This window comes from Paenibacillus sp. FSL R5-0341, assembly GCF_037975235.1.
Taxonomy (GTDB): domain Bacteria; phylum Bacillota; class Bacilli; order Paenibacillales; family Paenibacillaceae; genus Paenibacillus; species Paenibacillus amylolyticus_A.
Genome location: NZ_CP150241.1, coordinates 5,907,060 through 5,931,302 on the forward strand (window position 1 = coordinate 5,907,060; position 24,243 = coordinate 5,931,302).

The following is a 24,243-nucleotide window of genomic DNA, read 5'->3' on the forward strand; positions in this document are numbered from 1 at the left end:
CTCTAGCCCCTAACCTATTATTAAACCGCTCAAGAACACTTTAAGCGGGTAACTAGCAAAAACATTATACAAATATAATACAAATATTATACGGGCTTGTAAACCAAAAAATGACCCGTCGGTCAAAATACTCTACTATTCCATTTATAAACACAAAAAACACCCTTTGATCACTTTCGTCAAAGGATGTCCCTTATACACTAACCTATTCATATCATTATGAGATTATGTTTAATTGTTAGCCTGTCCGAACCGTGCACCAGGTGGTCGCTCTGCAAGATATTCCCGCTCCATCCATGACTGCCAATCTGCTGAATTCTCAGGCATGATCCATTGGGGATAACGCGCATGCTCTGCACGCTCATAGCCTTTGCCTCCAAGTACGAAGCGAATATGCGGGAACTCGTTCATAATCCGCTCGACGAGCTGATCACATTTTTCAAGAAGCCCTGGACTTGTGATCGACAGGCAGACCAACTTGATCTTTTGCTCCCGGATAATCGGGAAGATGCCTTCCTCTGGCGTGTTGGCACCGAGATACAGTACTTCCGCTCCATTTTTGCGCATAAAGAGAGAGAACAGCAGCAACCCGACCTGATGATGCTCCCCTTCCGGACACAACGCCAGAACTTTGGGCAGATGCGGATAGATCGGGAACAGATGGAAAAACTGATAAAAGCGCTGTGATATCAGCTGTGTCATGAAGTGCTCCTGCGCCACCGAAGCCCTGCCTTGCTCCCATGCATCTCCAACCCGAACCAGAATGGGCACCAGCACATGATAGAACATCGAGTCGTACCCGTACATGGTAAAACCAAAATCGATCAGACCATTGGCACGTTCACCCTGAAAGTTGTAGAGCGAGTCATAGATCTGATCTGCCATGCGTGCATAGGCTTCTTCCATCGTAGGCACCGGAGCCATGATCGGCGTGGGCACAGCCTCGGGCGAATTTAATTTGTTTACCTTCAACATCCGTACCGCTTCCGAGATATTGGTCTGATGCAGCTCTACCTGCTCTTTCAACCAGCGCAGATCCGCAACATTCTCTTCGGTGTACATTCGATAACCCGATTCTGTCCGCTCAGGGGTGACCGCACTATACCGATTCTCCCAAGCCCGTAGCGTTACCGTCGGGATACCGAGCATGGCAGCGACTTGTTTGATGGAATACACTTTATTACCCACTTTCTTTCCTATATATGTCCGTAATACACAGGTTATATCATTGGTTCCCCGTCCTTGTCAGGCATATGAAAACCCCAACATTCTACAAAAATAATACACTCATTATACACAACGGTCACAAACCTGTCGATTGCATCCTGCCAATTTTATGATCTGCATTTTACGGATATATTTGCTCTCCTTCCGGTCTATACTGCGTCAACGTTAACATCCGTGTGGTAATAGAAGTCAGCAAGCACAGAAGGGGGAGTACACCGTTGGTCTCATTACGCCGCCATACATCAGACCGCAAGTCTTCACGCGGCAAATTTCCATACATACGAACAGGTCTCGTCCTATTGGCACTATGGCTCATCGCCGTCATGCTCTATCAGACCTACAAACCATTACCAGCAGGCATTTCCTATGAAAGTCCAGAGTACCGTGTGGATCAAGTCGAGTTCCTGCATGACCTTACTTATCCTTCCTCTGACGGACAGATGCAGCATGAACAGCAGATCTTTCAGCGCATGATGCAGATTGTGGAGGAAGCAGAGCAGTTTGTCCTGGTCGATATGTTCTTGTTCAATAATTATCAGCATAAGGGCCAGAACTTCCCACCTGTAAGTACAGAATTCACCGAAGCGCTGGTCGCCAAAAAAAATCAGCACCCGGACATGGACATTTGGTTCATTACAGATGAAGTAAATACCAACTATAACTCAGCACCCAATCCGTTGCTGGAACAAATGACACAAGCAGGCATTCACGTGGTCATTACCGATGTGGACCCTCTGCGTGATTCAACTCCAGTATACTCTGCGGTCTGGCGGACCTTCTTCCAATGGTTTGGTCAATCCGGAGATGGCTGGATCAAAAACCTGATGGCCACGGATGGTCCGGATGTCACTGTTCGGTCCTATCTCAAGCTACTCAATGTGAAGGCGAATCATCGCAAAGTTGTCGTTAGTGAGAAGACGGCGATTGTTTCTTCTGGCAATATCCATGATGCGAGTGCCTACCACTCGAACATTGCTTTTGAAGTAACAGGCCCAATCATTGAGAATATCCTTCAGTCAGAGCAAGCTGTACTTGATATCTCAGGCGGAGGCCAGGTTCCGACATACACGGCCCCTTCCACGGATTCAAACACGGGAGACTTACGCATTCGCTATTTAACTGAAGGCAAAGTGAATGACGCTGTACTCCATGAGATCAACCAAGCAGGCAAAGGTGACACCTTATGGATGGGCATGTTCTATGTGGCCTCTCCGAAAGTGTTGGAAGCCTTGCTGGAAGCCTCAAAACGAGGAACCGAGATCCGACTTGTACTTGATCCGAATGAAAATGCCTTTGGTCAGGAAAAGATCGGCATTCCGAACCGTCCTGTCGCCGCCGAATTGCATGATAAATCCGACGGTAAAATTCAGATCCGCTGGTATAACACCACCAAGGAGCAGTATCATACCAAGATGATTTATATTGCCAAAGCAACCGGGGATCATATTGTCCTTGGCGGTTCAACCAACTTCACACCCCGAAACATGAATGACTACAATCTGGAAAATGATCTATGGGTTGCTGCACCTCCAGACAATAAGTTCACGCTTGATATCGCGAATTATTTTGAACGGATTTGGAATAATAATGATGCCGAGTTCACGTTAGACCTGGATGAGTTTCAGGAGAAGACCACGTTTTTGAAAGGTGTCCTATATAAGCTGCAACTGATTCTGGGTCTTACGACCTTTTGATCAGAAACCACATTCAACCTGTTATATCCGCCTGTACTCTACTGTGCAGGCGGATATTTTCATCTTGACAGGCGATGTGAAGTGTGAAAATATAATTACCTAACGACCGTTAGGAAGGTGAACTAATGACTGCACAATCCATTCGGGATGCGGCCCTGTTCCATTTTGCGAGAGATGGCTATGAGGGGGCTTCTCTGAGAGCTATTGCTGATGAAGTCGGGATTAAAAAACCGTCCATATATGCACATTTTAGCTGTAAGGATGACTTATTTTTACACACACTGGCCTTTGCATTTCAAGAAGTGCAGCGGCACACACTGGAATATTTCCGTGATCATGCAGACATGCCATTGGAGCACAGGCTGAAGGGTTTACTGGTCTGGTTTGAACAAGAGTACAATGCCCACGCCTCTGCTCGCTTGATGCTGCGCAATTGTTTCTACCCACCACTTTCCCTGTATAGCGAAGTGATGGATCTGGTATATCCGTTTATCGACGGAATGGAACGCGCGCTAACTCGTCTACTGCAACGGGCAATGCGTCATGGAGATATTCCGACCATTCCCACGGAACAGGCTGCCATTGCCTTCATGACGTTTCTCGACGGTATTACCGTGGAGATTATCTATGGAAGTTCACGTCGGTACAAGAGACGGTTGGAAGCATCCTGGCCTGTATTTTGGCATGGCATTCATCATTTGAACGAAGAGGCACAAAGCGTTGTGCCGGAAGGAGATTCAACAACATGAACCGCAACTGGTTATATGTATTTATCGGTGGAATTATTGAGATTGTCTGGGTAAGCGGGCTGAAACATGCCTCGAATGCCTGGGAGTGGACTTTGACGGGGATTGCTATCGTGATTAGCTTTGGACTGATCATTGCCGCTTCCAAAAGATTACCTGTGGGTACGGTGTATGCCGTCTTTACGGGAATTGGTACGGCGGGTACCGTCCTGACGGAAATGGTACTGTTCGGCGAGCCGTTCCGCTTGGCCAAAGTATTGCTCATCGGGCTGCTGCTCTGCGGCGTAATCGGACTGAAGCTGGTTACGGATCAGCAAGAAGACAAAGGAGGTGCAGTATAATGGCTTGGATGGCAATTGTAGGTGCAGGGATATGTGAAATTTTCGGCGTAATCGGTATTAATGGTGCTTCTACTCGCAAAGGATGGCCTTATATCGTACTGATGCTGGTGTCGTTTGTGTTCAGCTTCTCGCTGTTGTCCTACGCCATGACGTCCATTCCGATGGGCACAGCATATGCGGTGTGGACAGGAATCGGGACAGTCGGTAGTACGTTAACAGGCATGTTCCTGTTCGGTGAACGGAAAGAAGCGAAGCGTATCCTGTTCATCGCGATGATTTTGGTGGCGGCGGTTGGTCTGAAACTGATCACGTAAAGAAAACAAAACGAAGTTACACTTTATAACTCCGATTGCAGTACCACTTTCCGATCGCTGTATCGTGTAATTCTTAGCTTCCATTATGATATCTATTAAATCTTGTAATATAAATTAGACGACTTCGATCAGGAAGTCGTCTTTTTTGGGATATGATATAAATAGGGAACCTCTCTAAACTCTGATACGTAAGAAAGGATGTCGTAATTATGAAAAAGTTATTGGCACGGATAGGTTCATATACAGGGTATACCCTCCTGATCGCCATGGCTATCTTCTATCTCATTGCACTTATCGTCATTATTATACTCGCTTTGTACGCCTTCACTGGAGAAAACTAGCTTATCCATTCTTGATAGCTTATCAATATCGTACATACAGACTGCAACTTCTTACTGGTTATACCGACTTTCTTGATTCACCCTCATGTCACTATACAGATATCCCTTCTTAACCCGCTCACATTTTCCAATTTACTCCCATTTGAATTCCTTCAACCAGATCGTTTATACTTGGTTTGACCTTAAAGTCAATTTAAGAACTCACAAGTTCCCTGATGAGGTGAATGTATCGTTAATGAACCCTATACATGAGATGAATGAGAAGAAAAAGCTCATCATTACTACAGCACTCAAGTTATTCTCATCCAAAGGCAGTGCTGCAACATCCATGCAAGAGATTGCAGAATTATGCGGGATGTCCAAAGGCAGTCTCTACATCATGTTTAAATCCAAAGAGGAATTAGAAGCCAGTACTCTAGAGTATTGCATGTACACACTAATGGACGAGATGACACAGATTGAGCATGAAACCAGCCTTTCCTCGCGAGAGCGTCTGCAAAAGCAGATTGAGACACTGCTCATCCATGTATCCGAGCTCAAGGAATTTTTGCGAGTACAGATGCGCAGCATGATGATGGATGATGAACAGCAACGCAAGGAACAATGCCATCCGCTGCAAAGAGATCTGGAGGTCCGTACCTTACATTGGTTTAAGGATAAGCTGGAGGAGCAGTATGGAGCGGAGATTGAACCTTATACGATTGACCTTATTTTGCTGACACAGGGGCTGTTCCTCTCCTACGTCAAGATCTGGTTTACGGAGATGCCGTCCCTTACTGTTACCAAAATGGCAACAAATTTACTGCAAATGATGGACTATGCAGCGCACGGATTCCTTAAGCAGCGACCTTTGCCTTTGATTCCTTTGGAAGAATGGCCTGCCTGGATTACCGAACCCCATCCGGATTCCACAGTGATGCGGCATCCTATTCATATTATTAAGCAAATGCAGGATATCGCTGCCTCCGAATTGCCTGCTGGACAACCAAAGAATGATGCACTTGAAACCATTGCCATTCTTAGGCAGGAGATGATGGAATTCACGCCGCGACGTGCCATTATTCTGGGCATGATGCACAATCTGGAAAACGTAACTGCCATTCAACCTTTGCACTCCGAGCTTCAGCATATTCTGGATGCCATGTATAGCCGGTTCATCCAAGCTGACTCGTCACACACATAAACAGGAGAAACAGAGAGGAGAAGAAACCATCGTATGAAAGGTATTATTAATTTTTCACTGAACAACAAGTTTGCGATCTGGATTCTGACGATTATCATCTCTTTCGCAGGTTTGTACAGCGGATTGACGATGAAACAAGAGACAATCCCGAACATCAACGTACCGTTTCTGAATGTCACTGCCATTGATCCGGGGGCTGCACCGGAGGGAATTGTTGAAGATGTCACGAAGCCGCTGGAAGTAAAACTACGCAATGTAGATGGCGTGAAGACAGTGACCTCCACCTCCATGGAGAACGCAGCATCGATCACACTCGAATTTGATTATGGAACAGATCTAACCAACGCGACTGCAACTGTTCGTGAGGCACTGAATGAAGTACAACTGCCGGACAGCGTACAGAAGCCGACCATTTCCAAGTTCAGCATTAACTCTTTCCCGGTTGTATCTCTGAGCCTGTCCGATAAAGACGGCGGTGACCTGGAACAATTGACACGACTGGTTGAATCGGATATTCAGCCTGCACTCGAAGATATTGACGGTGTAGCTCAGGTTCAGGTGTCCGGTCAATATGTGAAAGAAGTTCAATTGAAGTTTGACCAAGCCAAAATGGCCGAGCTGGGCCTAACGGAAGATACGGTAAACGGCATCGTTCAAGGATCATCCATTCGTGTGCCCCTTGGACTGTTCGAACTGGATAAATCCCAGAAGGCCGTTGTCGTAGATGGAAACATCATCGACATCGATGATCTGAAAAACCTCGCCATCCCAGTAGTTCCCGGCGGTGCCGGAGCTTCCGCAGGCAATGGTGCAAGCGCAGCCCCACAAGGCTCTGGAGCACCAAATGGTGAAGCTGGTCAAGGTACCACTCCTGGCTCTGCACAAGGAACAGACCAGGCTGCAGGGCAAGCTGCCGGCGGTAATGCCAGTGTAGGTAGTCCTTCAGGCGCTGCCAACGCGCCTGGCATTCCAACTGTAAAACTAAGTGAAATTGCCAAGATCGAAGTCATCGGTCAAGCGGAATCCATTTCCCGGACAGACGGCAAGGAATCGATCGGTATTTCCGTTGTAAAATCCAACGATGCCAACACGGTTGATGTCGTTAACGCAGTCAAAGATAAAGCGGAAGAATTGCAAACGCAGTTCAAAAACGCAGATTTGACTGTACTGCTTGACCAAGGTAAGCCGATTCAGGACTCGGTGAACACGATGCTGGGCAAAGCCGTATTTGGCGCCTTGTTTGCCATCCTGATCATCCTACTGTTCCTGCGTAATATTCGTTCAACCATTATCTCCATTATCTCGATCCCGCTCTCCTTGCTGATGGCATTGACTGCGCTCAATATGATGGATATTACCTTGAACATGATGACGCTGGGTGCCATGACGGTTGCCATCGGACGGGTTGTCGATGACTCCATCGTTGTTATCGAGAACATCTACCGCAGGTTAACACTCAAAGGTGAGAAGCTGAAAGGCCGTGAACTGGTTCGCGAAGCAACGCGCGAGATGTTTGTGCCAATCCTTTCTTCCACCATCGTAACGATTGCAGTATTCCTGCCGCTGGCATTGGTAAGTGGTATGGTAGGCGAGCTATTCCTGCCATTTGCACTGACCATGGTATTCGCCTTGCTGGCATCCCTGATCGTTGCCATTACTATCGTGCCAATGCTTGCGCACACCCTGTTCCGTAAAGGGTTGAAGAACAAGCAAAATCACGAAGAAAAACCAGGCAAGATGGCGGAAGGTTACAAACGCCTGCTGAACTGGACCCTGTCACACAAACTCATCACAGTCAGTATTGCAGTGATCTTGCTGGTCGGCAGTTTGTTCCTGTACCCGTTCATCGGTGCAAGCTTCTTGCCAGAACAACAGGATAAATACGTGACTATTACGTACAGCCCACAAACCGGAGCTTTGCGTGAAGATGTCGAAAAAGAAGCACTCGTTGCCGAGAAGTGGTTGCTGGAGCAACCAGGTCTGGAGAAAATGCAATATTCCATCGGCGGCACGAACCCACTGAGCAGTATGGGTGGCGGTGGCGGAAACTCGGCTCTCTTCTATATTGAATATAACGAAGATACGAAAGACTTTACCAAAGTGAAGGAACAGCTTGTCGAAGGTCTGAAGAAAGAAGTTACCGTAGGAACCTGGAATGAGCTCGACATGTCCGGCGGTCTGGGTGGCAGTGGCCTGAGCCTATCCATCTATGGCGATAATGTAGAGCAACTCAAACCTGTATCGGACGAAATTCTGAAACTGGTTGAAGCGGATACGGATAATTTTGAAAAAGCAGACACCACACTCGCTGACACCTACGGGCAGTATACGCTCGTGGCAGATCAGGAGAAATTAAGTTCTCTGGGTCTGACTGCAGGCCAACTGGCTATGACGCTGAGCCCGGCACGTGAACGTCCTGTGCTCACGGAAGTCGATATTGATAACAAAACGTATAAAGTATATGTAGAAACAGACAACAAAACATTCAGCAGTATTGATGAAATTGAGGATGAAACCATCACTTCACCGCTTGGTATCGAAGTACCGATCAAAGATGTTGCCAAAGTGGAAGAAGGTACGTCCCCGAACTCCATCATGCAAATTGATGGTAAGGTTGTCGTGCAAGTTACAGCCAACATCTTGGCTTCGGATGTAACGAAAGCTTCGAGTAACTTACAGGCTGAGATCGACAAACTGGATCTGCCTGATGGCGTTGAAGTGAAGTTCGGCGGTACAACCGAACAGATTAATGATACCTTCACTCAACTTGGTCTTGCCATGCTGGCGGCCATCGCCATTGTATACTTCGTGCTCGTTGTTACATTTGGCGGCGGATTGGCACCATTCGCAATCCTGTTCTCCCTGCCATTTACGGTTATTGGTATTATGGTAGGTCTGTTCATCGCTGGTGGTACGCTTGACGTCTCCGCCATGATGGGTGGACTGATGCTCATCGGGATCGTGGTCACCAACGCTATCGTATTGATCGACCGTGTTATTCACAAGGAAAAAGAGGGTATGCCTACCCGTGAAGCCTTGCTGGAAGCCGGTGCAACACGTCTGCGTCCAATTCTGATGACCGCTCTCGCGACCATCGGTGCCCTGTTGCCACTGGTAACGGGTCTCGAAGAGAGTGCCGGTATCATCTCGAAAGGACTCGGAATCACTGTAATCGGCGGTCTGATCAGCTCCACGCTGCTCACACTGGTTATCGTACCGATTGTGTATGAGTTCCTGATGAAATTTAAAAAGAAAAGAATCGAAGATTAAGAAGTAGAGAGTCGTTTTCATGTAACGGTTCGAGTACAACTCAAAAGTAGACTATACTATCTAACTTCTCACCCCTTAGCGCATATTGGAATGATTGAATTCCGATGTGATGCTAAGGGGCATTTTCATGTAAATTTACACGATACATAGACTGACATATAAATACTGCATTTTAATCAAAATCACAAAAAGAATAGATCCGTTTGTCATTTGAAACAAATGAACGTGAGATTTTAGCCCATCTGCTGTAAATCAACTTATAATATGGATTAATTATGTAAGTTGACAGATTCCAGACTTCAGATAGATCACATGTGATTGGGGAAGGATGGTGGTTGTGTGGGGGAGACAATGCTTCATATTCAGATCAGAGACATGCTAAAACGTCCCGTATTTCGCAAGGCGGAAGTTCTGGCCAGTGATCGCGCGCTGGAGCGGTATGTTCGCTGGGTTCATATCATGGAGGTTCCTGAGGTAGGGGACTTGCTCAATGGCGGGGAATTGGTACTTACGACAGGCATTGGCTGGCAGGAAGGTGAACAGCACGGCCTGTCTTTTTTGCGTCAGTTAATTGCACGTGGGGCTGCCGGTCTCTGTATGGAACTGGGGGATCACACGAAATCACAGCTCGGTGCGATGAAAGAAATTGCAGTCGCCGCGGATTTCCCGCTGATCTGGTTCCACGAACAAGTCCGTTATATTGATATTACGCAAGACTTGCATTTCACCTTGATTCGCAGTCATCAGCGGATGATTGCCGAACTCGATAGTCTCACCACCTCCTTTAACCAACTTCTTCTGAATGGAGATGGCGTACAACCTCTGCTTCGATTATTGTCACGCACAACCGGATGTGCCGTGGCGTTATATCCACTTGAAGGGGAAGCAAGTGCCGTTCCCTACTGCCCTCCAGAGGAGTTGGAGACTCGTCGGCAGGATTGGTTTTTGCAGCGGGAACATTTGGCGGGGGAGGGTATTACAGCGTTAAAAGCATACACGGAGAGCGCATTGGATGTGATCAGCATGCCTGTTCAGGCGTTGGACTACACCTTTGCCGACCTTGTGCTGATGCATCAAAAGCTGCCGAATCACGAGTCAAGCATACCGATCAAACCTTCGGATGAATTCATCATTCAAGCACTGGAACGTTGCGCAGCCGCGATTGCCCAGGACTGGATGCGAACCAAGTACATGGAAGAGAAACGTCGGTACAAAGAAGATATGTGGGTCATTGACTGGCTTAACGGACACCACTCCACGAAGGAAATTCATGAATATGTATCTGCCGTTAATCCCCTTCTCGCAACGAGCAAAGCCACCATTATCTTATTCGACAGCAACCCCACATACACAGACAGCCTCAGACTTCAGAAATTATTGATCCAACGCAACATCGTCGCCCGTTCCGTGTTCACTCGGGAGAACTTCACCCTCTACAGTACCGTTCTGAACCACCAGATCATTCTTATCATACTCGACCCACTGCCTGGATCTCAGCGCAAAAGCAGTCTATGGCGCTGCATCGAACAGCTGCAGCAGCACGAGCAGGAACAGACCCACCGCCTCTTCTCAGGCCTTTTCGGTATCGGTCATAGCTGTGCGGACCTCTCCCGTCTTAAGGATAGCCTGGATTCCGCGAAGGAGACACTTCGAATTCAGAAGGACATCGGCGAGATGCAGCAGCCCTTTTACAGTAACCTTCATTGTTATCGCATCATTGCCAGCATGAAACAAAGCGGTAATCTGGATGATTTTATCGAAGAATACCTGGGGCCGCTCATTCGTTACGATGACGAGAAAGGAGGTCAGCTGCTGCGGACCCTCAAGCAATATTTGGTCCTGTGCTGCTCCAAGCAAGAGACGGCCACCGCTCTATACATCGTTAGACAGACGCTTTATCATCGTTTGGACAAAATCGAAGCCCTTCTGGGAGAAGACTACATCCTCCCCGAGAAAAGGGTTGCGATCGAACTTGCCATCTACGCCTATGAATATGTTCATGGGCCAATCGCGTGAAGAGCTGGGCATTGCCTACGCCCCCCGCTGCTCCTGAAGCTGACGAATCAGGATGTGACTGAACCACTTCCGCCCAGACGCCGTGCCCACGTATTGCTCTTGTTTCTCTTCGGGAAGATCCGGGTGCCCCCATATGACGTGAGCACCCTCCAGATGTTCCCGTACCGCATAGATCCGATAACCTTGTGCAACCATTCGCTCTATGGCAATCCTCTCCGCTTCGAACACATCATGATCCGACATCAGCTTCTCCCTCCATTCACTGCCGTCACAGGCTGTTTCATCGGTATAGGTGCACCTGCATCATATTTGTCACGCTTCACATATTGGCCTGACCCTGCTGTTCCAGCATACTGCCGATCTCGAATGACATACTCCCCGCGGCACAACACCGTCACTGGACATCCCTGTACCTGCATACCTTCAAATGCACTGTAATCCACGTTCATATGATGAGTTTCTGCCGAAATCACCCTGTTTACAGATGGGTCAAAAATAACGATATCTGCATCTGTCCCGACAGCCAGAGTACCTTTCTGCGGAAATAATCCAAATAACTTGCTCGCTCTTGTCGAACATAGATCGACCCACTGATTGAGTGTGATCCTTCCCTTGACTACACCTTCCGAATACAGAATGCTGAGGCGATCTTCGATAACAGGCCCCCCGTTCGGAATTTTGCTAAAATCATCCTTGCCCAAGTCCTTCTGCCCTTTGAAATTAAATGAGCAATGATCGGAGCCAATTGTCTGTAACTGACCGCTTTTCAATGCATTCCACAGTACTTCCTGATGGGCTGATTCCCGCAGCGGTGGGGACCAGACATACTTTGCACCCTCGAAGTCCGGCTGATCCATCATCGACTGATCCAACGTCAAATACTGAGGACAGGTCTCCCCCCAGATTCGGTATCCCATTTCACGCATACGCGCAATCTGCTCCACCGCTTCCGCACAGGTCACATGTACGACATACAGCTGTGAATCCGCAAGCGCAGCCAACCGGGCCGCCCTGCCTGTTGCTTCTCCCTCCAGCATGGATGGACGAGTCAATGCATGATGAATTGGCTCCGTGCGCCCTTCGGCGAGCGCCTGTCGAACCAGCAGGTCAATGACATCCCCGTTCTCGGCATGAACCATAACGAGTGCGCCGTACTCTTTTGCCTTTTGCAACGTCTGGAAGAGAATCCCGTCATCGGCCTGAAACTGATTTTTATACGCCATGAACACCTTGAAGGATGACACACCCTCTTCTTCAATGATCTGCGGCAGCTCTTCCAGCACCTGATCATTCATCTCGCCGATCATGAGATGGAAACCGTAGTCGATGGTGGCTTTACCCTCGGCTTTGGCATGCCATTCCTGGAGAGATTCGATTAATGGACGACCTTTTTGTGTCAGACAGAAATCAATGATCGTCGTTGTACCGCCAAAGGCTGCTGCTGTCGTTCCCGTCGCAAAATCATCCGCCGTTACGGTTCCACCGAATGGCATATCCAGATGGGTATGTGGATCGATCCCGCCCGGAATGACATAACAGCCGGAAGCGTCCACGACTTCCGTTCGTTCGTCCGGTATAAGCCCAATGCCAATCTGCGTGATTTTACCCTTTTCGATCAAAATATCTGCTTCAAAGGTATCTGACGCTGTGACCAAAACACCGTTACGAATCAATTTGCGGGTACTCATGATATCGCCTCCTTGGTTGATTGATCTCTAACCGATTGCAGCATCGCAATTGCAGACTGACGTTCATTCCAGGTTACAGGTTCCTGCTCTGGCACAAGTTCAACCATCTCAATCGCCCCATCCACCGGGCAAACGATCGAGCACAGATTGCAGCCAACACAGTCCTCTTCCACCACTTCCAGATAGGAGCCGGACGGGTCGGTCAACATATCAATACATTGATGCGAGGTGTCCTCACAAGCAATATGGCATTTGTTGCAATTGATGCAGACATCGCGGTTGATGCGAGCGACCACTTTGTAGTTCAGATCGAGATTGCCCCAATCCGAATAACGCGGAACGGTCTGACCTACCAGTTCTGCAACGCTGCTCAGACCCTTTTCATCCAAATAATCGTTCAGCCCATCAATCATGTCCTCCACAATGCGGAATCCATGATGCATGGCTGCGGTACATACTTGGACCCCTGTAGCGCCCATGAGCAGAAACTCTGCGGTATCCCGCCAGTCGGATATGCCACCAATCCCTGAGATCGGTACACCTACTTCAGGATTACGCGCACACTCGGCAACCATGTTCAGTGCGATGGGCTTCACCGCTGGGCCACAGTATCCGCCGTGTGCTCCTTTGCCGCCCACATGCGGCACGGTATTCCACGAATCCAAATCAACACCAGCTAGAGAGTTAATCGTATTGATCAGGGAGATCGCATCCGCGCCACCTCGTACAGCTGCACGGGCGGTCGCCGTAATATCCGTGATATTCGGCGTGAGCTTCACGATCACTGGTGTGGTCGCCACTTCCTTCACCCACATCGTCTGTAGCTCGACCAGGTCAGGTTGCTGACCGGAGGCTGCTCCCATGCCACGTTCGGCCATGCCATGCGGGCAGCCAAAGTTCAGCTCCAGGCCATCGACGCCGACGGCCTCCACCTTTTTGACAATCTCATGCCACTTCTCTCGCGTAGGTTCCACCATGAGTGAAGCGACAACCGCGCGATCCGGGAATCGCTTCTTGGTCTCGGCAATCTCTCGCAGGTTCACTTCCAGCGGACGATCGGATATCAATTCAATATTGTTAAACCCCGCCACCCGCTGTCCGCCAAAATGGACCGCCGCGAAACGCGAGGATGTATTGATAATGGGCTCACCCAGCGTCTTCCACACCGCCCCACCCCAGCCCGCTTCGAATGCACGCTGAACCTGATATCCCGTATTGGTCGGTGGTGCAGATGCCAACCAGAATGGATTGGGTGATCGAATACCTGCCAGATTAATGGATAAGTCCGCCATAACGATCCCTCCTTGGTGTTGTTTGAACCTACTAGTTACACTGAACACTCCGATGACAGAACAACCTTCCGATCGCTGTTATCCCCAGATTTTTTTGATACCCTTTTCCGAAAGGGAAAATCCGGGGATAGCGTATGCTTCCGATGTAGCTTTCTTGCAGAAAGCTTGTAGGCGAACGCTTTGCTTTTTCAGGTTTTTTCTGTCCTCTCCGTTTCGTGTAAATGTTTAGTTCAACTTATATAGTTACACTGAAATATTTGGTCATGCTCAGGACTTCTGCGTAGTAATAGGTTCTAGATAGCACGTAACTAAATTCTAACGAACCGTACAGCTCTTATTCGGCCCATATGCGGTGAATTCAAAATCTAACGAATCGTAGAAGTCTTATTGTGCTGTATTCGCTCATTTCGGCTTCATCTCAACGGTTCTTCATCAACATAAGACGTGTGAGATTCGTTAGATTTTCCAACTCTTCATAATTGCCACTATAAGGTGCGTAAGGTTCGTTAGCGCGTCAGGGACACCGCACCAGACCTCTCGCTCAGATCTACACCTTCAACACTCTAGCAGTCCCTTGCGCCCTCCCACCCGCGCATCTCCTTCCACACTTTCCGTGCACTCTCCACTTTTCTTTGTCTCCCTCACTGCTCACGCCGTCTCTTCCACCTGTCCAGGCAACGCCTTCATGACTGCGGCAGCGGCCAGCTTACCCTGCTGTGCAGCCGAGACAACCATCGCCTCACCCTGACCCTGACCAAAAATCACATCTCCTGCCGCATAGATCTGAGGGTGTGAGGTACGATACGTATGCGGCTCGATCTCGACGACGCCCCAGTGGTGACGCAGCCCGAACGCTTCGATTAATGGTAGTAGCCGATGCTGCCCAATCGCCCGGATGACGGTATCACATTCAATCATGAACTCCGATCCCTCCACGGGCACAGGCAACGCGCGCCCACCACCAGGTGGGGTAATCAGCTCCATTTTCACGCATTCCACAGCCTGAACCCGACCGTTCTCGTCTCCAATAATACGCTGCGGCATCGTAAACCAGCGGAACTCCACACCCTCCTGCTTGGCAAAAGTATATTCAAACGCATACGCCGTCATCTGGCTTTCCCCGCGTCGATATAACATCTGCACCCGCTCGGCACCAAGACGTACCGAACAGGTCGCTGCATCTACCGCCGTATTACCCGCGCCTATAACGGCGACCTTCAGACCATTTAATGCAGGCGGAACACCCTGCTTAGTGGACTCCACCAGTTCAATCGCATCATAGACACCTTCTAGTGTCTCCCCTTCGATGTCCAGCATAGGTACTGAACCCATGCCACAGGCCAGAATGACCGCTTCATGTTGCTCCAGCAACTGCGAAGCAGGGATATCTACACCAATACGCACTCCATAACGGATCTGCACACCAAGCGCTTCCACCTGCTCCACTTCCCACAGTGCAACCGATTCGGGCAAACGGAAAGATACAATGCCATACGTATTCAGCCCGCCGCCTTTGGGTTTGGCTTCATAGATCGTCACCTCATACCCTGCGCGCCCCAGTTCACGTGCCGCCGACAATCCCGCAGGCCCTGCTCCCACAACTGCGACGGTTCTCCCATTGGCGGGCGCTGCCTGGAATAACGGCTCATTCTTCGCCCGTGCCCAATCGGTGGCATAACGCTGCAAGTCACCAATTCGAATCGGCTTCGACGATTCTTTAAGCACACATGCGCCTTCACACAGTTCCTCTGTGGGACAGACACGTGCACAGCTGGCTCCAACCGGATTCGCATCCATGATGGTGCGGGCCGAACCTTTCAGGTGCCCTGTGGATATTTTGCTAATAAAAGAAGGGATATTGATGTCGGTCGGACAGGCCTTGATACAAGGTGCATCGTAACAGTACAGACAGCGGTTTGACTCCTCCATCGCTTCCTTGCCTGTCATGGCGGGTTTCATCTCGGCAAACCGACTCTCCCACCCATAATCGGATAACGTTGTTCCTGAGCTGTTCATCAATGTCATGCACCTCCTGAAGTTTGATCCGGGCTAGTTTCCAGCTACTTTTACAGACTAACCAGATGTTCGTACGTTTCCGGCCTGCGATCGCGATAGAACTGCCACACATTACGCACCTCACGAATCATCTCCGTATCCATCTCGCCAATAACGACCTCATCCTGATCCCGACTGCCGATCGCTACCATCCTGCCTCGCGGGTCGACCAGGTACGACTGTCCATAAAATTCACCCATATTCCATGGCGCTTCCACACCAACTCGGTTGATGGCCGCTACATAATACCCATTAGCTACCGCGTGAGCAGGCTGTTCCAGTTTCCACAGATATTCCGATGTCCCCGCAACCGTAGCGGACGGATTGAACACAATCTCTGCCCCCGCTAGCCCGAGCAATCGAGCCCCTTCCGGAAAATGACGATCATAACAGATGTACACGCCGACTCTGGCGTAGGCCGTATCAAATACCGGGAACCCGAGGTTACCTGGTTTGAAATAATACTTTTCCCAAAACCCATTCGTACCCTCACCTGCTTCCACATGCGGGATATGATGTTTGCGATATTTCCCCAGATATGAACCATCTGCATCAATGACAGCCGCCGTATTGTAATACGAAGCAATGCCCTCCACCTCGTACACGGGTAAAATAATCACCACCGCAAGCTCCTTTGCCAGCTCCTGAAAACGTCTGGTCGTCGGTCCTTCCGGTACCGGTTCAGCGGATGCATACCATTTGGGACTTTGCTCTGTACAAAAGTACGGTCCATAGAATACTTCCTGCAACCCGATGATCTTGGCCCCTCTTGCAGCAGCTTCACGGACCAGCGCAATGTGCTTCTGAACCGCAGCTTCTTTGTGCACCTCAACGGGAGCCGAACCTTCAATCTCATGAGAAGCCTGGATTAATCCGATGCTGATTTTTCCCATAACGTCACAACGCCTCCTCAGGTAAAATGGATGGTTGTTTCATTCCACTGCACATCCTCCGAATGGTGCGATACAACACTTCCGTGCCCAGTCCAATATCCTCTGGCGAGGAATATTCGCTAGGATGATGACTGATACCGTCCTTGCTACGGACAAAGATCATGCCATAATCACACACAAGTGAAAGGGCCAATGCATCATGGAACGGACCACTCATCAGTTCTGGCAAAGTAATCCCGATCTCTTCCGCGGATGTACGAATCACCGACATGATCGGCTCTGCACAATACCGCGGCTCACTATTCGTATCCTCTGTCAGCGAGTAGGTTAGACCATATCGGGAACTCACGTCATCCAACATGTTCATCAATCGGGCTTCAAGCCGGTTCCTGCGCTCCATCTCCATGTCTCGTAAATCAACCGTGAAGCTGACTTCCTCCGGGATGATGTTACGCGAGTCTGGAAACACCCTCAGACTTCCCACCGTACCTACGGTTGGAGCTTCCGGGTCTTCTCTCACCATGTCGTCAAAAGCCGCAATGACTTTGGCGCTGCCTACCAAAGCATCATGCCGCATCCCCATCGGAACGGAGCCAGCATGACCGGCCATGCCTTTCATCGTCACCGTAAGCCACAGCGGGCCCGAGATGCCCGTCACCAGACCTACTGGTGCATTCAGCGCTTCCAGCACCGGCCCCTGCTCAATGTGCAGCTCCAGATAACTGCCTATGGAACCTGGCGGATAGGTCGCCTCTTCAAAATCCGAAGGAGAACAGCCAAAGGCTTCCAGCGCCTCCCGACGAGTCACTCCGTTTTTATCCTGCCGCTCCAGTTCGCCTTCTTCCAACTGACCGGTTATGCCACGTGAGCCGAACAGGCCTTTGTTAAAACGGGAACCCTCTTCATCGCAAAAGGCAACTACCTCAATCGGCATTAGAGGCTGAATGCCATTTTCAATCAGGCATTGCACCGCTTCAAGTGCACCGAGCACACCAATTGCTCCATCATAGCGACCGCCATACGGCTGAGAGTCGATGTGGGAACCAATCATGAGGATCGGCAGGGCCTGATCCGCCCCTTCCAGACGACCAATCAGATTGCCGAAGGCATCAAGTCGCGTCGTCAGACCGGCCTTTTCCATCCAGAGACGAACCTGTATGATGCCGTCCATATCTTCCGGGGTCAGGGCAAGTCGGCAGACACCCGTTTCCGCGATTCGGCCAATCTGTGACAACTGCTCAATTCGCTCATTCAAGCGAAGCTGATTAATGAGTCTGCCTGTCGTGGTCTGCATCCTCCCTCACCTCCTTGCGCTTATTTATCGCGTTATGATGTGGAAATCTCCATTTTGCTTGCTAAACCGTAAACGTCTGTCGTACCTGTGTATGGCAACTACCCTGCGTCCAGACTACGTAGCGCAACGAGCAAACTTCCAGCGATCAGATCCAGCTCTTCCTCGGTGGTGACAAACGGTGGGGAGATCGTCAAAATGTTTGCAAACCCCGGTACGGTATCGCCGTTCTTGCCAATCAGGATACCGTCCCTTTTACAACTGGTGAGCACCTTCATTACTTTATCCGCCTCCGCAGGAGATCCGTCTGCTTCAATCAACTCCACCCCACAGGCGAATCCGAACGAACGGATGTCCCCCACAACGGACAGCTCCAGCAGTGGCTCCAGCTTCTCACGAAGCAGGTATCCCAATTCTTCCGCCCGGCTGACCAGATTCTCTCGTTCCAGAATCGCCAGATTCGCCAGTGCCACCCGGCAGGAAACGGGATTCCCGCCAAAGGTATTCACATGGCGAAAATGGGCATCCGGTCCGGTTTCCCGGAACGTGTCATACAGATCGGCTCGCACGGCCGTTGCTGATAATGGCGAATAGGCGCTGGTCATGCCTTTTGCCATCGTCACAATGTCTGGCTGTACGCCATAGTTCTGATGACCAAACTTCTGCCCAGAGCGGCCAAAACCGCAGATTACCTCATCTACAATGAGTAGCACGCCATAGCGCTGACAGATTTCTTGTACGGTACGCATATAATCCGGCGGGGGCACAATCATGCCGCCTCCTGTGATTACCGGCTCCATAATTACTGCGGCAACCGTCTCAGGACCTTCCCAACGAATCACCTCTTCATAGATGGTTGCACATTCGAGTCCGCATCCATCCTTGTTTCGTCCAAACGGACAGCGGTAGCAATACGGTGGCGGAACATGAGAGAAACCTACGCCGAGCGGCTCGTATTTGATCTTGCGGGCGGCTTGCCCGGTAGCGCCCAGTGCGCCCATGGAGTTGCCGTGATAGGCACGGTGACGGGAGATGAATTTGTGCCGAGTAGGCTCACCATTCTGATGGTGGTACTGACGGGCTATTTTGAAAGCAACTTCATTCGCATCTGAACCCGAGTTGGAGAAGAATATCCGATACTCCCCCTCAAGCCATTCATTCAGCTTCTCCGCCAGCAAAATCGCCGGTTCGTGACTCTGCGTCATCGGTACATAAGCGAGTGTTTTCATCTGTTCGTAGGCACTCCGCGCAATCTCTTCACGGCCATGCCCCACATTCACACACCACAGTCCAGACATCGCATCCAGATAACGTGTACCATCCTGATCGGTGATCCAGCTGCCCTCCCCACTTACTGCAATCATCGGATGATCGTTATGAGGCGAGATGTGATGCCACACGTATTTGCGATCCTTCTCCAGCCACTCTTCCTTCGTACTGCCTAGCGGCTGAGGTTGCTGATCCACAGAACTCATTCGTCATCCTCCTCTCTTTAAGCTGGACCTACAGACTTTACACTCGCCGACTCCGATTGCAGTACCATCTTCCGATCGCTGTTATCCCCTGATTTTCTAGATTCATTTTTCCTTAAGGAAAAATCTGGGGATAAGCGTATGCTTCCGATGCAGCTTTCTTTCAGAAAGCTTTTAGGCGCACGCTTCGCTTCTTCAGATTGGTTCTGCACTCTTCGTTCTCGTGTAAATGCTTGTTCCCAGCCTAATTACTTCGTCATATCAATTACCGCTTCTTCATAGATGCTTTTCTCCAGCGCTTCATCCAGATTTGCGGCTTTTTTGATCAAACCATAGTTCAGTGCAATATCTGCAGTTCGGGTAAATGACTCATCCACAAAGCTGCCGACTTGCTGCTCTGTAAATCCTTCCGGGCGAATCAGCTTCGCAATCTCTTCCAGCATCGTTACCTGATGCTCGCGGGTGGTGCTGCCCTCCGTCACATTACTCATCACGATATCCACCGTCTCATCCTGATTGTCGATGGCGTAATTCCAGCCTTTCAGAATGGCACGGGTCACTTTAACCGCAAGCTCACGGTTGCTGTCTACCCAATCCTTCTTGGCAATTAGCGTATCCTCCAGCATGCCAACACCGACATCTTCAATGTTGAACACATCCAGATCGGATTCTTTCGTTCCACTTTCCAGTACCACGTGATATTCGTTATAGATCGTCGCCGTCGCCACATCAACCTGATCATTGAAAAACTGATCCATCGTGAATCCCTGCTTCACCAATTCAATATCTTTCTTCGGATCTAGGCCATTCTTCTCCATGAACGCGAGCACCTGAAACTGCTGACTGCCGAACCAGGTACTGACCTTCTTGCCTTTCATCTGAGCCGGATCAGTAATGCCTAGAGACTTCTTGGCGATCAAGCGATAGCTACTCTTCTGTGAGATTTGGGCGAGCGAGACAAGCGGCAGACCGTTGTCCCGGCTGACCAGCAGACTATCTACTCCTGTGATCCCGACATCAGCCGCGCCATTGACCACCTGCTGCTCAATCACGATATCCGGACCACCCGGAATAATCTCGGCATCAATGCCTTCATCTGTAAAAAAACCTTTTTCCTTCGCTGCGTAGATCCCGGCAAACTGCGCCTGCGGCACCCATTTCAGTTGAATCTTCACTTTGGTTAAGGGTTTATCAGCTTCTCCTGACCCTCCTGAACTTGCAGTGACAGGCTCAGTAGCCGGCTCGGACTTCGTAGAACATGCACCCAGCATCGTAACAACCAACAGGACCAACACCAGCAAACCCGGCTTCAACGTTTTGTACATGTACAGAACAACCCCCTGTTTATATACGATTTTTCAATCAGGTAGTGTGAGGCTCTACTCACCAGCCCTATCAGTCCATGGTTGATATCCTGATGTACGTTATGGATCTGTGCGTGCACGATTCCACGGAATGAGTCGCTTTTCTGCCAGAACAACCGCTTCATACAGCACAATACCGAGCGCAGCGGCGATGACAATGCAGGACCAGGCCAAGGGCATGTTCGCCAGTCGAATCTGATCTGAGAGCAGGTAACCTAGACCCTGGGAGGCGATGAAAAATTCACCCACAATGGCCCCGATAATACTAGTCGACATATTGATTTTCAGACCGGCAAAGAGGGAAGGCAGGGCATGAGGCAGTCTCAGCTTCCAAAAAAACTGCATCCTACTCGCGGCAAGGCCACTCAACAGATCACTGTACTGCGGCTGGATGGAAGTCAGCCCTTTGAAGAGGCTGACAGCCATCGCTGCCATCGTAATCACCGTAACGACTGCAATACGCGACCAGATCCCGTCACCAAACCAATTGTTCATAATCGGGGCAAGGGCCACAATCGGAACGGCGTTCAGTGCCGACAAAACCGTAACCGCCGCCCTGCCGCTTGTTGGGAAGAATGATGCGCCCGCTGCCGCTAGAGCACCCAACAGGGAACCGAGCAGGAAGCCACCCAGCATTTCGGTTCCGCTGTACATCGCATATCGAAAGAGCATATTGGCATTTTCCTGAATGGATATCGCAATCGCAGAAGGCACAGGCAGTTGGTAGCTTTCCAGCGAGAATATCCAATGAAACAACCTGAGCTGCCAGAGAGCGAGAAACATCACGCCTGCACCCCAAGGAAGCATGCTCAGTACAATCGAGCGCCCGCGAACGCCGGTGCCCGATCTGGCCTTTTCGGCTTGTCCCTGTTGTCCATGAATTTCCGATCCGGAAGCAGATGTCATCTGTGAACCCGTGAGGGGCGCAGCTGTTCCAGTTACAGCAGCAATTGCCACACCTTCATCACGCTTCCGTTGCAAAACTCTACCTTCACTCATGTGGCATCACCTCCTTTGGCCCTGAATTCAGGCTGCCAGGGGGTCAGCCAACGCTCAGCCAGGCTGATGACCAGATATGAGATCAATCCAATGCCAATACTAAGCATGATGGTGGCCCAGAACATGCCAACTTGGGCATGACCGTAATATAACGAACTGACCATCAGGACGCCGAGTCCGTCGGGAGCGCCCATCAATTCCACAACGATGGAGGAAGTCACTGCGAGCGGAGCAGCTATTTTCATACCAGAAAATAGTCCCGGTAGTGCTGAGGGAAGCAGACATTTGATATATCGCGCAGTCAGTGAAGCACCACAGGAACGCATCAACTCCAGGTGCTCTGGTGCTGCACTTTTCAATCCTTTTAACGTATGGATAATGATCGGGAAGAAAGTGACATACGCGGCCATAACAATCCGCGCCCACTCCGCGTTGTGGATGATGCCATACACAATTGGTGCAAGACCAATAACCGGAACCATCTGTGAGGACACTACATATGGCGATAACGTGCGCTCCAGCCAGACGGCACCGCTCATGAGTAGAGCCAGACCCAGACCTAGCATCGTTCCCCCTGCAAAACCAATGGCGGCATTGCCAAACGTGACAGCCCCCTGTTCTGCGAGCGTACCCGAGTACCGAAAAAGGGCAGCAAGGACTTCGTGCAGATAAGGAAGGCGAGACGCCGCCTGCTGGGGTGACAAGAATAGTTGGAGTATCCACGCGATTCCTTCCCACAGCACCAATATGGCCATAATCCAGATGATGACCCAGGATCGATATCCCGGTTTAAAGAACCGCAGGGACATGAGATTCATCACGCTCCTCGTAGAAGCAGTTGCGAATGGTTGTAATCATGTGATAGAAGTCTTCCGTTTCTCTCAGTTCACTATGACGTTCGGAAGGCAGATTGACGGAATGAATGGAATGCAACTGTCCCGGATGCGCCGAGAGCACGATGATTCGGTCGGACAGAAATACGGCTTCAGGGATGCTATGTGTGACAAAGAGGAAGGTCTTGCCTGTTGAGCGCTTGATCTCAAGCAGCTCCAATTGAAGTTTTTCTTTGGTGAATTCGTCCAGGGCGGAGAAGGGTTCATCCATGAGCAGCAATGGCGGATCAAGCGCAAGGGCACGTGCAATGGATACCCGTTGCTGCATCCCTCCACTGAGCTGCCATGGATAATGGTCGGCGAAGCGGGTGAGCCCCACCATTTCAAGCAGTTCACTGCTAATGCGATGGCACTCCTTACGGCGGGTACCCAGCAGCTCCAAGGGCAATTCCACATTGTGACGAACGGTGCGCCAATCGAATAAGGCAGGTGTCTGGAAGACGATGCCGAACTGCCGCTGTAGCCGAGCCCGCTCAGGCTCTTGGCCTGCAATGCGAACGGTGCCTGAGGTGGGCTGAAGTAGATCACCTACCAGCCGGAGCAAGGTCGACTTGCCACATCCGGAAGGACCTAGCAGAGAGACAAACTCATTAGACTGGATCTGGAATGTAACATCCGACAAGGCAGTGACTTGTTGTGACCCTGTACCAAAGACAACGGACACATGATCAACATCAATATGACAGGCTTCGGGGACTGTAGCTGAGGATATGGAGGACATGGGCATTCTCCTTTGTGGGAAGTTGTTTTCATTGCACACCAAGGCTGAATGGGAGGTTTATATACACGAACGTAACAGGTTTTGCTTGTTAGATAATACTATATCGCTTTGGGCGGGGATTACATTATACAGTGTGTTTTGAGTATGGGCCTGTTCATGTTACACAATGTAAAATGAGATGCATTCTCAGAGACATCTATGTAAGTTTCCTTGATAGATAGCTAACATGAATTTCACCTAACAACAAACGCACGATCATTTGTATTTATTGAATAAATATTCGGAAAATATGACATATGCCCTCGTATTCTTGTTCGTTTTCTTGTATAAAGATTGAATAGACGTACAAGGACTTCCACCACTACGTGAGTCACGGCTCTTGAATGATGAAGGCGGTACCATTATTCCGGATCAACCACTACGCAGGATTGTCCAAAGATCAG

General features: G+C 49.8%; 20 protein-coding genes. 8 read left to right on the forward strand and 12 right to left on the reverse strand.

The genetic code is table 11. The features are described from left to right. Positions 1-231: 231 nt before the first annotated feature. Complete coding sequence (locus MKX75_RS26635; protein WP_339167466.1) at positions 232-1,188, reverse strand: MerR family transcriptional regulator; 957 nt, start codon at positions 1,186-1,188, stop codon at positions 232-234. Positions 1,189-1,550: 362 nt separating this feature from the next. Here MKX75_RS26635 and MKX75_RS26640 point away from each other — a divergent pair, with 362 nt between their 5' ends. The 8 genes from MKX75_RS26640 (at position 1,551) to MKX75_RS26675 (ending at position 11,132) form a co-directional block, all read left to right on the forward strand. Continuing rightward, positions 1,551-2,921, forward strand: coding sequence for a phospholipase D family protein (locus MKX75_RS26640; RefSeq protein ID WP_339170604.1), 1,371 nt, complete (start codon positions 1,551-1,553; stop codon positions 2,919-2,921). A 125-nt stretch (positions 2,922-3,046) separates the two neighbouring features. Then, positions 3,047-3,670, forward strand: a complete 624-nt coding sequence (locus MKX75_RS26645; RefSeq protein ID WP_339167468.1) for a TetR/AcrR family transcriptional regulator — start codon at positions 3,047-3,049, stop codon at positions 3,668-3,670. Beyond that, positions 3,667-4,008 (forward strand): multidrug efflux SMR transporter, encoded by a 342-nt coding sequence (locus MKX75_RS26650; protein ID WP_339167470.1) that lies wholly within the window; start codon positions 3,667-3,669, stop codon positions 4,006-4,008. Before MKX75_RS26645 ends, MKX75_RS26650 begins: the two co-directional genes overlap by 4 nt. Beyond that, a complete protein-coding gene (locus MKX75_RS26655) occupies positions 4,008-4,322 on the forward strand; it encodes a multidrug efflux SMR transporter (protein ID WP_062836933.1) in 315 nt (104 codons plus the stop codon). The genes MKX75_RS26650 and MKX75_RS26655 overlap by 1 nt, the downstream gene beginning before the upstream one ends. A gap of 209 nt (positions 4,323-4,531) precedes the next feature. Beyond that, positions 4,532-4,663: a hypothetical protein gene (locus tag MKX75_RS26660; RefSeq protein WP_260986597.1), complete on the forward strand. Its 132-nt coding sequence runs from the start codon at positions 4,532-4,534 to the stop codon at positions 4,661-4,663. A gap of 253 nt (positions 4,664-4,916) precedes the next feature. Continuing rightward, complete coding sequence (locus MKX75_RS26665) at positions 4,917-5,846, forward strand: TetR/AcrR family transcriptional regulator (RefSeq protein ID WP_175623750.1); 930 nt, start codon at positions 4,917-4,919, stop codon at positions 5,844-5,846. Positions 5,847-5,879: 33 nt separating this feature from the next. After that, the gene (locus MKX75_RS26670; RefSeq protein WP_076332528.1) at positions 5,880-9,116 is read left to right on the forward strand and encodes an efflux RND transporter permease subunit; all 3,237 of its coding nucleotides are present in this window, start codon (positions 5,880-5,882) and stop codon (positions 9,114-9,116) included. Between the two features lie 351 nt (positions 9,117-9,467). After that, entirely contained in the window at positions 9,468-11,132 is a 1,665-nt protein-coding gene (locus MKX75_RS26675) for a PucR family transcriptional regulator ligand-binding domain-containing protein (protein ID WP_339167474.1), read from the forward strand. Between the two features lie 15 nt (positions 11,133-11,147). Here MKX75_RS26675 and MKX75_RS26680 read toward each other — a convergent pair whose 3' ends face one another. From MKX75_RS26680 to MKX75_RS26730, 11 genes are all read right to left on the reverse strand, one after another. Further along, positions 11,148-11,375, reverse strand: a complete 228-nt coding sequence (locus MKX75_RS26680) for a hypothetical protein (protein WP_062836929.1) — start codon at positions 11,373-11,375, stop codon at positions 11,148-11,150. Then, complete coding sequence (gene hydA / locus MKX75_RS26685) at positions 11,375-12,820, reverse strand: dihydropyrimidinase (protein ID WP_339167475.1); 1,446 nt, start codon at positions 12,818-12,820, stop codon at positions 11,375-11,377. The genes MKX75_RS26680 and hydA overlap by 1 nt, the downstream gene beginning before the upstream one ends. Next, positions 12,817-14,112: an NAD-dependent dihydropyrimidine dehydrogenase subunit PreA gene (preA, locus tag MKX75_RS26690; protein WP_062836927.1), complete on the reverse strand. Its 1,296-nt coding sequence runs from the start codon at positions 14,110-14,112 to the stop codon at positions 12,817-12,819. The genes hydA and preA overlap by 4 nt, the downstream gene beginning before the upstream one ends. Before the next feature lie 648 nt (positions 14,113-14,760). Beyond that, positions 14,761-16,128, reverse strand: a complete 1,368-nt coding sequence (locus MKX75_RS26695; RefSeq protein ID WP_339170606.1) for an NAD(P)-dependent oxidoreductase — start codon at positions 16,126-16,128, stop codon at positions 14,761-14,763. Positions 16,129-16,178: 50 nt separating this feature from the next. Further along, complete coding sequence (locus MKX75_RS26700; RefSeq protein WP_076332522.1) at positions 16,179-17,060, reverse strand: nitrilase-related carbon-nitrogen hydrolase; 882 nt, start codon at positions 17,058-17,060, stop codon at positions 16,179-16,181. A gap of 4 nt (positions 17,061-17,064) precedes the next feature. Beyond that, complete coding sequence (locus MKX75_RS26705) at positions 17,065-18,354, reverse strand: M20 family metallo-hydrolase (protein WP_339167478.1); 1,290 nt, start codon at positions 18,352-18,354, stop codon at positions 17,065-17,067. 98 nt (positions 18,355-18,452) lie between these two features. Then, positions 18,453-19,826 carry an aspartate aminotransferase family protein gene (locus MKX75_RS26710; protein WP_339167480.1) on the reverse strand — a complete coding sequence of 458 codons (1,374 nt, stop codon included), beginning with the start codon at positions 19,824-19,826 and terminating at the stop codon, positions 18,453-18,455. A 245-nt stretch (positions 19,827-20,071) separates the two neighbouring features. Beyond that, positions 20,072-21,094: an ABC transporter substrate-binding protein gene (locus tag MKX75_RS26715; RefSeq protein WP_339170609.1), complete on the reverse strand. Its 1,023-nt coding sequence runs from the start codon at positions 21,092-21,094 to the stop codon at positions 20,072-20,074. 153 nt (positions 21,095-21,247) lie between these two features. Then, positions 21,248-22,186, reverse strand: coding sequence for an ABC transporter permease (locus MKX75_RS26720; RefSeq protein WP_339167482.1), 939 nt, complete (start codon positions 22,184-22,186; stop codon positions 21,248-21,250). Continuing rightward, positions 22,183-22,995 (reverse strand): ABC transporter permease subunit, encoded by an 813-nt coding sequence (locus MKX75_RS26725; RefSeq protein ID WP_339167484.1) that lies wholly within the window; start codon positions 22,993-22,995, stop codon positions 22,183-22,185. The genes MKX75_RS26720 and MKX75_RS26725 overlap by 4 nt, the downstream gene beginning before the upstream one ends. Further along, the gene (locus MKX75_RS26730) at positions 22,976-23,800 is read right to left on the reverse strand and encodes an ABC transporter ATP-binding protein (RefSeq protein WP_339167485.1); all 825 of its coding nucleotides are present in this window, start codon (positions 23,798-23,800) and stop codon (positions 22,976-22,978) included. The genes MKX75_RS26725 and MKX75_RS26730 overlap by 20 nt, the downstream gene beginning before the upstream one ends. Positions 23,801-24,243 lie beyond the last annotated feature (443 nt).

What these genes read in the sequence shown, in the direction of transcription:
- MKX75_RS26660 (WP_260986597.1), top strand. Translation starts at nt 4,532, where the DNA reads ATGAAAAAGTTATTGGCACGGATAGGTTCATATACAGGGTATACCCTC.
- MKX75_RS26695 (WP_339170606.1), bottom strand. Translation starts at nt 16,128, where the DNA reads ATGAACAGCTCAGGAACAACGTTATCCGATTATGGGTGGGAGAGTCGG.
- MKX75_RS26705 (WP_339167478.1), bottom strand. Translation starts at nt 18,354, where the DNA reads ATGCAGACCACGACAGGCAGACTCATTAATCAGCTTCGCTTGAATGAG.
- MKX75_RS26670 (WP_076332528.1), top strand. Translation starts at nt 5,880, where the DNA reads ATGAAAGGTATTATTAATTTTTCACTGAACAACAAGTTTGCGATCTGG.
- MKX75_RS26675 (WP_339167474.1), top strand. Translation starts at nt 9,468, where the DNA reads ATGCTTCATATTCAGATCAGAGACATGCTAAAACGTCCCGTATTTCGC.
- preA (WP_062836927.1), bottom strand. Translation starts at nt 14,112, where the DNA reads ATGGCGGACTTATCCATTAATCTGGCAGGTATTCGATCACCCAATCCA.
- MKX75_RS26680 (WP_062836929.1), bottom strand. Translation starts at nt 11,375, where the DNA reads ATGTCGGATCATGATGTGTTCGAAGCGGAGAGGATTGCCATAGAGCGA.
- MKX75_RS26710 (WP_339167480.1), bottom strand. Translation starts at nt 19,826, where the DNA reads ATGAGTTCTGTGGATCAGCAACCTCAGCCGCTAGGCAGTACGAAGGAA.
- MKX75_RS26700 (WP_076332522.1), bottom strand. Translation starts at nt 17,060, where the DNA reads ATGGGAAAAATCAGCATCGGATTAATCCAGGCTTCTCATGAGATTGAA.
- MKX75_RS26715 (WP_339170609.1), bottom strand. Translation starts at nt 21,094, where the DNA reads ATGCTGGGTGCATGTTCTACGAAGTCCGAGCCGGCTACTGAGCCTGTC.
- MKX75_RS26725 (WP_339167484.1), bottom strand. Translation starts at nt 22,995, where the DNA reads ATGTCCCTGCGGTTCTTTAAACCGGGATATCGATCCTGGGTCATCATC.
- MKX75_RS26655 (WP_062836933.1), top strand. Translation starts at nt 4,008, where the DNA reads ATGGCTTGGATGGCAATTGTAGGTGCAGGGATATGTGAAATTTTCGGC.
- MKX75_RS26640 (WP_339170604.1), top strand. Translation starts at nt 1,551, where the DNA reads ATGCTCTATCAGACCTACAAACCATTACCAGCAGGCATTTCCTATGAA.
- MKX75_RS26665 (WP_175623750.1), top strand. Translation starts at nt 4,917, where the DNA reads ATGAATGAGAAGAAAAAGCTCATCATTACTACAGCACTCAAGTTATTC.
- MKX75_RS26645 (WP_339167468.1), top strand. Translation starts at nt 3,047, where the DNA reads ATGACTGCACAATCCATTCGGGATGCGGCCCTGTTCCATTTTGCGAGA.
- MKX75_RS26730 (WP_339167485.1), bottom strand. Translation starts at nt 23,800, where the DNA reads ATGTCCTCCATATCCTCAGCTACAGTCCCCGAAGCCTGTCATATTGAT.
- MKX75_RS26720 (WP_339167482.1), bottom strand. Translation starts at nt 22,186, where the DNA reads ATGAGTGAAGGTAGAGTTTTGCAACGGAAGCGTGATGAAGGTGTGGCA.
- MKX75_RS26650 (WP_339167470.1), top strand. Translation starts at nt 3,667, where the DNA reads ATGAACCGCAACTGGTTATATGTATTTATCGGTGGAATTATTGAGATT.
- hydA (WP_339167475.1), bottom strand. Translation starts at nt 12,820, where the DNA reads ATGAGTACCCGCAAATTGATTCGTAACGGTGTTTTGGTCACAGCGTCA.